This is a genomic window from Acrocarpospora catenulata (assembly GCF_018476525.1).
In the GTDB taxonomy this organism is placed as follows: domain Bacteria; phylum Actinomycetota; class Actinomycetes; order Streptosporangiales; family Streptosporangiaceae; genus Acrocarpospora; species Acrocarpospora catenulata.
In genome coordinates this window covers 1-8,573 of the sequence record NZ_JAHCST010000117.1, presented here as the reverse complement: position 1 = coordinate 8,573, position 8,573 = coordinate 1, and the positions used below count along the sequence as shown (strand labels likewise).

The window sequence follows — 8,573 nt, the reverse complement described above, 5'->3', positions numbered from 1 at the left end:
GCGGTGTAGGCCGTCCAGGCCCCGCCGTCCAGCTGGTACTCGGTACGGTCCACCCCGCTGCCCTGCGCCTCGTCCACGGCCGACAGCGTCACCGACACCGGACCGGTGAACCAGCCACTGGCCGGCACGGCCGGCTGGGTGGTGGCGTTCGTCACCGGCGCAGTCTTGTCCTCCACGCCCTGGGTGAGACGGAAGTAGTCGAACTTGACGGTCTTGGACGCGGTCTGGCTCGCGCCGAAGCCGAACAGACCCACCTTGGCGTTGGCCACCGCGGTGTTCTGCACCGCGGTCGGCGTGCCGCTGTTGGCGATCTCGGTCCAGGTGGTGCCGTCCGCGGAGTAGTAGCCGCGGAAGGTGGTTCCCTCCTTCTTCAGGCGCAGCCACCACACACCGCTGGTGAGGTTGGAGACCTGCGGCTGCGGGTTCTGCACGGTCCCGCCGACCTCGCTACGGAGCTCGATCCGGCGGGCGACCGCGGAGCCCGCGGTGTTGTCGGTGATGTAGTCGAACTTCACGTAGTTGTTGTCGTCGCCGTACACGATCAGACCAGCCTGCTGGTACTGCTCGTTGAACGCCGATCCGTCGACCTTCGTCTCCAGCGTCCAGTCGCCGCTCGGCGGCGTCTGCAGGATGAAGTTCTTCGGGTTGCTGTTGTCGGACCCGTAGATGTCACCCGTCGTGGTGTCGATCTCCAGGTTGCCACCGGTCACGCGGGCGAGCGCCGAGTCGTAGCGCACGTTCGCGTTCCAGCGGCACAGGTCCAGCGACGTGCCGTCGAACTCGTCGTTCGGGGCGGCGGTCGCCGTGTCGTCGGGCAGGATGTGGAACCAGTCGAAGTAGGCGTTGACCACCGGACGGTTGCCCGTGCTCGCCAGGGAGAGCAGACCGATCCTGGGGTTGTTGATCCCGGCGATCGGCTTGGTCTGGGACATGGCCGTGAAGGTCGTGCCATCCGAGGAGTAGTGGGCGGTGATGTTGGTGCCGTCGCTGATGAACCGCACGTACACGGTGTCGGGGTAGGCGTCCCCAAGCTGGGCCGTGTTGCTCGCGGTCACCTCGTTCGGCGTGCCGTTCTCCTCACGGATGAACTGGAAGATGCGGTTGGCGTGGCTGTTGGTACCCCGCGCCTGGAGGACCATCTTGGCGTAGTTGTTGTCGTCGCCGTACAGGATCAGACCAGCCTGCTGGTACATGTCACGCGCGTCCAGCGTCACCTTGGTGGTGGCCGTCCAGGGGCCCGACGGCATCGGCTGCAGCACGATGTTGGTCGTGGTGCCGGTACCGGTGCCGTAGATCTCGGTGGCCGAGGTGGGCAGCACGAGGCTGCCGTTCTCCACCTTGAGGTTCTGGTCCTCGCGGACGACCGACCAGCGGTTCCGGTCGAGCTCCGTGCCCAGGAAGTCGTCAGAACGTCCCAGGAAGCAGCTGGTGCTCGGCGGGTTCACCTTGACGGTCACCGACTGGGTCGTCGAGGCGCCCTTGGAGTCGGTCACGGTCACCGAGGCGGTGTACGTGCCCGGAGCGTTGTAGGTGTAGCTCGCGTTGGCCGTGGTCGGCTGCGGCGCGCCGTTCACTCCGAAGTTCCACTTGTAGGTGAGCGGAGTGTTGTTGTCGGGGTCGGTGGCCGTGGAGGTGAAGGCGACCGTCAGCGGGGCGATGCCCGTGGTCGGGTTGGCCGACACGGTCACCTGCGGGCGCTGGTTGTCCGTGACACCCTGGCCGATGAAGTCCACCCAGTTGAAGTTGACCAGGTAGGCGTTGTTCGCCGCACTCGCCGGCTTGCGCACGATGAAGTACAGCGGACCGGTTGTCGTCGGCGGGCTGGTCAGGTTCAGCGTGACGTTCGTGAACGTCTGCCAGCCGCCGGTCGGCGCGATGTCGACCGATCCGACCAGCGTCCCGGTCTCGGGGTTGCCCGCCTTGACCTGGACGGTGCCGCCGGCGCCGTTCGACGCGGCCCGGAGCCGGATCGCGGAGATGTTGCTCAGGTTGATCGGGTCGTAGGACCACCAGTCGCCGTCCTGGACGAAGGCGACGCTCTGGTTGCCACCCTCCGGGTCGGTCGCGGCCTCGGCCGCCACGCCCGCGGCGTCGGTGCCCACGCCGTCCGCGACGCGGCCGGTCGTCGTGAAGTGCTCGGCCTGCTTGCGCTTGGGCTGGAGGATGACCTCGGCCCGGCCGGTCAGCTTCCCGGCACCACCCGCGCCCTTGTCGGTGTAGGTGGCCTCGAGTACGTAGAACAGGTTGTCGTCGATGCCGTGGCCGCTGTCGCTGAGGGTCTGGATGGTGCCCTCACAGCCGGCGTGCTGGTCCAGCGGGTGACCGTGGCTGTCGTGGCCCAGGTACGCCTGGATCTGGACCTCGTCGCAGTCGATCGTGCCGTCCTCGGCGTCGGTGACGCTGATCTTGTACTTGACCTGGTCGCCGAACTCGAAGAACCCGCCGTTCGGCGGCACGTCGAAGCTGACGACCGGCCGGGTGTTGCCCACCACGATCGGCAGGTTCGCCGTTCCGGTCAGGCCCTCGGAGTTGGTGACCGTCAGGACCGCGCTGTACTGGCCCGCCTGGGTGTAGGTGTGCGACGGGTTGGCCGCGGTCGAGTCAACGGTGCCGTCACCGTTGAAGTCCCACGCGTAGGTGATCGGCTTGCCGTCCGGGTCCCGCGAGCCCTCGCTGGAGAACTGCACGGTCAGCGGCACCGGGCCGTCGGTCTTGTCCGCCGTGACGCGGGCGATCGGGGGCCGGCTGCCCTTGATGTACTCGATGCGGTAGATGCCGGAGTCGGCGTTGTCGCCGCCGAAGCCGGAGCCCCACTCGATCAGGTACAGCGCGCCGTCGGGGCCGAACTTCAGGTCCATGGGCCGCTTGAAGCTCATGGACCGCAGGATCTGGTTGATCTTGATCTGCTGGGCGCCGGCCTCGTTGAGCTGGAACGAGAAGATCTTGTTGGTGTTCCACTCACCGAAGATCGCCTTGCCGTCCCAGTAAGCCGGCCACTTGACGGTCGACTGCAGGTCGGCGTCGTACCGGTAGGTCGGACCGGCCATCGGAGCGCCACCGTTGAGCTCGGGGAAGTTGTTCGCGTCGACCGAGTTGGTGTACCAGATCGACGCCGCGATCGCCGCCGGCAGGGTGGTCAGGCCGGTGTTGTTCGGCGAGTCGTTGACCGGCGCGGCACAGTTGAACGCCGACCCCGACGCCTTGGTGGCGAAGTTGTAGTCGATGTACGGCGAGTTGTTGCCCACGCAGTACGGCCAGCCGTAGTTGCCCGGCGCGTTGAGCAGGTTCCACTCGACCGTGCCCTTGGGACCACGGGTGGCACTCGCGGACCCGGAGTCGGGACCGTAGTCGGCCACCATCACCTTGCCGGTCTTCGAGTCAAGACCGATACGGAACGGGTTGCGGAAGCCCATGCCGTAGATCTCAGGCTTGGTCTTCTGCGTCCCCGGCGGGAACAGGTTGCCGGCCGGCACGGTGTAGGTGCCGTCGGGCTCCGGGTGGATGCGCAGAATCTTGCCGCTCAGGTCGTTGGTGTTCCCCGAGGTACGCTGCGCGTCCCAGGCGGAACGGCCCGACTGCTCGTCGATCGGCGTGTAGCCGTCCGACGCGAACGGGTTGGTGTTGTCACCGGTGCCCAGCCACAGGTCGCCGGTCTTGTGGTCCATGAGCATGCCACCGCCGTGGTGGCAGCACTCGGCCCGCTGGACCGGGACGTTGAGGACAACCTTCTCGCTGGCCATGTCGATCGTGTCGCCGTTGACCGTGAACCGGCTCAGCCGGTCGACGTTCTGGCCCACCGGCGAGTAGAACAGGTACAGCCACTTGGTGGTGTCGAAGTTCCGGTCCAGCGCCAGGCCCAGCAGGCCGCTCTCGTTGGCGGTGAACACGTTGAGACGACCGGCGGTGACGGTGGCCCCGTTGGTCTTGACGACCTTGACGTCGCCCAGGCGGTCGATGTAGAAGACCCGCCCGTCCTTCGCGATGTCGGTCATCATCGGGTTCGACGTGTTGTCGTCGAGGGTGACCTTCTCGAAGCTGCCGCTCTGCGAGGCCGAGCAGTCGGCCTTCACCGCGCCGGCGGCGGTCTGGATGCCGCCGAGCAGCATCTTCAGGAACTGAGGCTCGACGAAGCTGGCCTTGGTGTGGCCGAGGCCGGTGTACCAGGAACGGCCGCCGTCGTAGTCCTGGCACCACACCGTCGGGTGGTCGATGCCCATGGTGGCGCCGCTGTAGGACTTCTCGTCCATCGAGGCCAGCACGTGCACGGTGCCACGGGGGTTGGACTGGTAGTCGTACCACTCGTCGGTGCGGACCCAGGAGGTCGGCAGGCCCGCGGTCGACGGGTGCGCGGGGTCTTCGACCTTGACGGTGGCCTGCTGGATCGCGGGGTGCGACTTGAAGTACGCGCCGACCAGCTTGCCGTACCAGGCCCAGTTGTAGCCGCCATCGGAGGCCGCGTGGACGCCGGCGTACCCGCCACCGGCCCGGATGTAGCGCTCGAAGGCGTCCCGCTGAGCCTGGGTGCTCAGAAAGTCGCCGGTGGTGGAGAGGAAGATGACGGCCTGGTACTGGGCCAGGTTGGCGTCGGTGAACAGCGCGCTGTCCTCGGTCGCGTCGACCGCGAAGTTGTTCTCCTGCCCCAGCTTCTGGATGGCGGCGATGCCGTCGGGGATGGAGTCGTGCCGGAATCCGGCGGTCTTGGAGAAGACCAGCACCTTGAAGTCAGGTGCCGCCGCCGTGGCGGCGTTCGCCGGGGCAGCGAAGATCGGCAGGACGGCGAGGAAGGGCAGGACGAGGGCTAAGGCCATCGTCGCCGCAGTACGGCGAAGGGTGCGATGTTCGTTGACTGGCTTGGCCGCGTTGAGCAGCCCGGCCCACGTTCGAGAACGTGGTGACATGGGAAACCCTTTCCTGACTGGGGGGATGTCAGGCAAGGCGCGCGCCGCCGCGCTTGTTGCCACTTGATTCGTGAGGGATAACTGCGGTGGCTGGAGGGTGCCGTCTCCAGGTTCTTGGGGGCCGTCAGCGGGCGGCCGGCCGGGGAATCGGATCCATGATCGTGGTCGGGTCGTCGATGAGCCGGTTGACCACCATGCTGGCGGCGCCGCGTGAGGCGGCGCCGAAGCCGAGGTTGGAGGCGGTGAACCGGCACTGGGCGGCGGGGCTGGCCACAACCAGCCGTTCTAACTCCTTCTGGGCGTGGGGCAGCAGCCATTCGGCCAGCGTGGCGAAGTAGCCGCCGACGACGATCACTCGCGGGTTGAACAGGTTGGCCACGATCGAGCCGCCGAGCCCGAGCCATCGGCCAACCTGCGCGACCGCCTCCAGCATGCGGGGGTCACCCGCGGCCAGGCCTCTGGCGATCTCCGTCGCCCGTTCCTCTGGGTCGGAGACCGGCAGGCCGGGCAGCTGGTACGCCTGTTCGGGCATGGCCATCCGCACCAGCGCCGCCAGGCCCACCTTGGTCTCCCAGCAGCCGTGGCGCCCGCAGCCGCAGCGGTCGCCGACGGGGTCCACCGGCAGGTGCCCGACCTCGCCGGAGAAGCCGTCCGCGCCGCGGAGCAGCTTGCCGTCGACGATGATGCCGCCGCCCACGCCGACCTCGCCCGTCAGGTAGACGAGGTGGGGTGTGCCGGCGGCGACGCCGGAGGTGTGCTCGGCCAGGGCCGCGAGGTTGGCGTCGTTGTCCACCATCACCGGCACGCTCCGCGGGCCGAGCGCGGCCGACAGCCGGGCGGCCAGCGGCAGGTCGTGCCAGTCCAGGTTGGGCGCGAGCCGTACGACGCCACGCGCCACGTCGACCAGGGCCGGAACCGCCACGCCGATGCCGGCCGGGACCGCTCCAGCCCGCTTCATCGCCTCGATGGCCTCGCGGGCGACCAGGCTGAGCCGGCGCAGCGAATGCTCGGGTCCGCTGCCTGTGGTGTCGAAGCTGACCCGGCGTTCCACCAGGACACGGCCGCTGAGGTCGGAGCCGTGCACCGAGATGTAGTCGACATTGATCTCCAGACCCAGCGCGCCGACGTGCGCGCCGTGCAGCGCCACGGCCCGCCGGGGGCGGCCGATCGCGCCGACGTGCTCGGTGCCGACCTCCCGCACCAGCCGCCGGTCGAGGAGCTCGGCCACCAGGTTGGAGACGGTGGCCCGGTGCAGGCCGGTCGCCTCCGCGATGTCGACCCGGGACCGGGACACGTGGTCGCGCAGGTGGCGCAGCACCAGGGAGAGGTTCGTCCGGCGCATCATGGGCGGGCTGGTCGGCAGGGCGGTGCCGTTCGCAGGGGTGAGGTGGTGCTCCTGCGTCACGCGGCTCCCGCCTTTCGTTTATCTCTGTGATCAATTAATGAGGTTTGTAACACGCACATGTCCGACTTGCACCCCTTTGGTAGATAACGAGTTGACATCTTCCAATGACCCGCAGGTCAGCCGCCTGCCGCTCCTGTTACTCGAACGTTACAGAGATCGTCGTCCCGCACGGCTTGCCTCCGCCCGGCGTGACTGTCTTTAATTTGGCCAGCCATGCAAATCAATTGAGGGGGTGGCCGTGAAGCACACTCATCCGGACGGCCGCGCCGGCGACACCAGGGGTCTCGGCCGGTCAGCGGGGGCTCCCGCGGACCAGACCACGGTCCGCCGGTCCAACCTCTCCCTGGTGCTGCGCCACGTCAGCGAACGGGGCCAGTGCTCCCGATCGACCGTCGCCGTCGAGACGGGCCTGAACAAGACCACCATCACCAGCCTGGTGGGCGAGTTACAGGCACGCGGCCTGCTCAAGGAGATCGGGCCACAGCATGCGGGCTCGGTCGGCCGCCCGAGCCTCGCGCTCGTTCTGGACGGCTCGCGGGTGGGTGCGCTGGGCGTGGAAGTCAACGTCGACTACATCGCCGCCTTCGCCACCGACCTGGCGGGACGGGTGCTGGTCGACCGCAGGATCGGCGTCGACGCCATGGGCTCCGATCCCGCGCGCGCGCTGGACAAGCTGGCCCAGGTCATCGGCAGGACCGTCGCCGACCTCGACCAGCTCGGAGTCGCGCTGGCCGGGATCACCGTGGCCGTGCCCGGTCTCATCGACACCGCCGGCGGCACCGTCGTCCTCGCCCCGAACCTCGGCTGGCACCAGGTGCCGGTGGCCGAGCGGCTGCGGTCCGCCGGCATCTCCCCGAACGTCCCCATCACCGTCGACAACGACGCCAATCTCGCCGCGCTGGCCGAATACAGCTCGGGGGTCGCCATGGGCACCCCCAACCTGGTCTACCTCACCGGCGAGGTCGGGGTCGGCTGCGGCATCATCTCCGGCGGCCGGCTGCTGAACGGCGCGGACGGGTTCGCCGGGGAGGCGGGCCACGTCATCGTCGATCCGGATGGTGAAGAGTGCGGCTGCGGCCGGGTCGGCTGCTGGGAGACCAAGGTGGGTCTGGCGGCGCTGGTCCGGATGGCCACTCCCGACGACGCGTACGGGGTCAGCCCGCAGGTGGTGCGTGACCCGGAGGAGCGGCTGGCCGAGATCGAGCAGCGGCGGGCCGAAGGGGATCCCCGGGTCGAGGCGGCCGTCACGGAGGTGGGCCGGTGGCTGGGACGCGGCGCCGCGATGCTGGTCAACCTCTTCAACCCGCGGGTGATCGTGCTGGGCGGCTACTTCGCCCAGCTGGCCGACCGGATCATCCCCGTGGCCCAGGCGGAGCTGGAACGCCTGGGCATGACCGCGGCCGCCGACCGGTGCAGTTTCGCCGCATCCAATCTGGGCTTCGGCGCCGCGTCGCGGGGAGCGGTGCACGTCGTCATCGAGCGGGTCCTCTCCGACCCGACCACCATCGCGATCCGCAACACGTAGGAATCCAGGCGCAGCAGAGAACCATCACGATCACCCCCTACCTCGTTTTCCGCTCCCACTAGACGTCCCGTTCGCCCGGCCGTCGCCAGAGCTGTGGCGGCGCCGTCCACGCCGACTTCGGCGCCGACCAACAGCGGTGCCACCTGGCTCGGTCGGCGGACGGGACCCCTTCTCCTCCCTCGATCGCCGACCTCCCAGGAGGCTCCCATGCCGCAGTCTGCTCCCGACTCGGCGTCGCTTCTCACCATGCAGGGCATCGTCAAGCAGTTCCCCGGGGTTCGTGCGCTGGACGGTGTGGACCTGGACGTCCGTGCCGGTGAGGTGCACTGCCTGCTCGGCCAGAACGGCGCGGGCAAGTCGACCTTGATCAAGGTGCTGGCCGGTGCTCACCAGCCCGATTCCGGTGAGGTCCTGCTCGGGGGGCAGCCGGTCCGGCTGTCCAACCCCACCGCGGCCATGCGGCAGGGCATCGCCACCATCTACCAGGAACTCGATTTGGTGGACGGGCTCAGCGTGGCCGAGAACATCTTCCTCGGCCACGAGCAGGCCACCCTCGGTTTCACCCGGCGCGGGGAGATGCACGCCGCCACCCGCAAACTCCTGGCCCGGCTCGGCCACGGGGAGATCCGGCCGGGCACCGAGGTGGGCCGCCTGTCGCCCGCCGGTAAGCAGGTGGTCTCCATGGCGCGGGCGCTGTCGCATGATGCCCGGCTGATCGTGATGGACGAACCCTCGGCGGCGTTGG

General features: G+C 68.7%; 4 protein-coding genes. 2 read left to right on the top strand and 2 right to left on the bottom strand.

Annotated features, from left to right (window positions below):
* Both KIP79_RS45570 and KIP79_RS45565 read right to left on the bottom strand, forming a co-directional pair.
* On the bottom strand, positions 1-4,898 hold a 4,898-nt coding region (locus KIP79_RS45570), incomplete at its 3' end, for a ThuA domain-containing protein (protein ID WP_214111320.1).
* A 124-nt stretch (positions 4,899-5,022) separates the two neighbouring features.
* Complete coding sequence (locus tag KIP79_RS45565; RefSeq protein ID WP_308170250.1) at positions 5,023-6,303, bottom strand: ROK family protein; 1,281 nt, start codon at positions 6,301-6,303, stop codon at positions 5,023-5,025.
* A 238-nt stretch (positions 6,304-6,541) separates the two neighbouring features.
* Here KIP79_RS45565 and KIP79_RS45560 point away from each other — a divergent pair, with 238 nt between their 5' ends.
* Together KIP79_RS45560 and KIP79_RS45555 are read left to right on the top strand one after the other, a co-directional pair.
* Positions 6,542-7,828: an ROK family protein gene (locus tag KIP79_RS45560; protein WP_214111319.1), complete on the top strand. Its 1,287-nt coding sequence runs from the start codon at positions 6,542-6,544 to the stop codon at positions 7,826-7,828.
* A gap of 207 nt (positions 7,829-8,035) precedes the next feature.
* Positions 8,036-8,573: ATP-binding cassette domain-containing protein (locus KIP79_RS45555; protein WP_214111318.1), on the top strand; the 538-nt coding region annotated here is incomplete at its 3' end.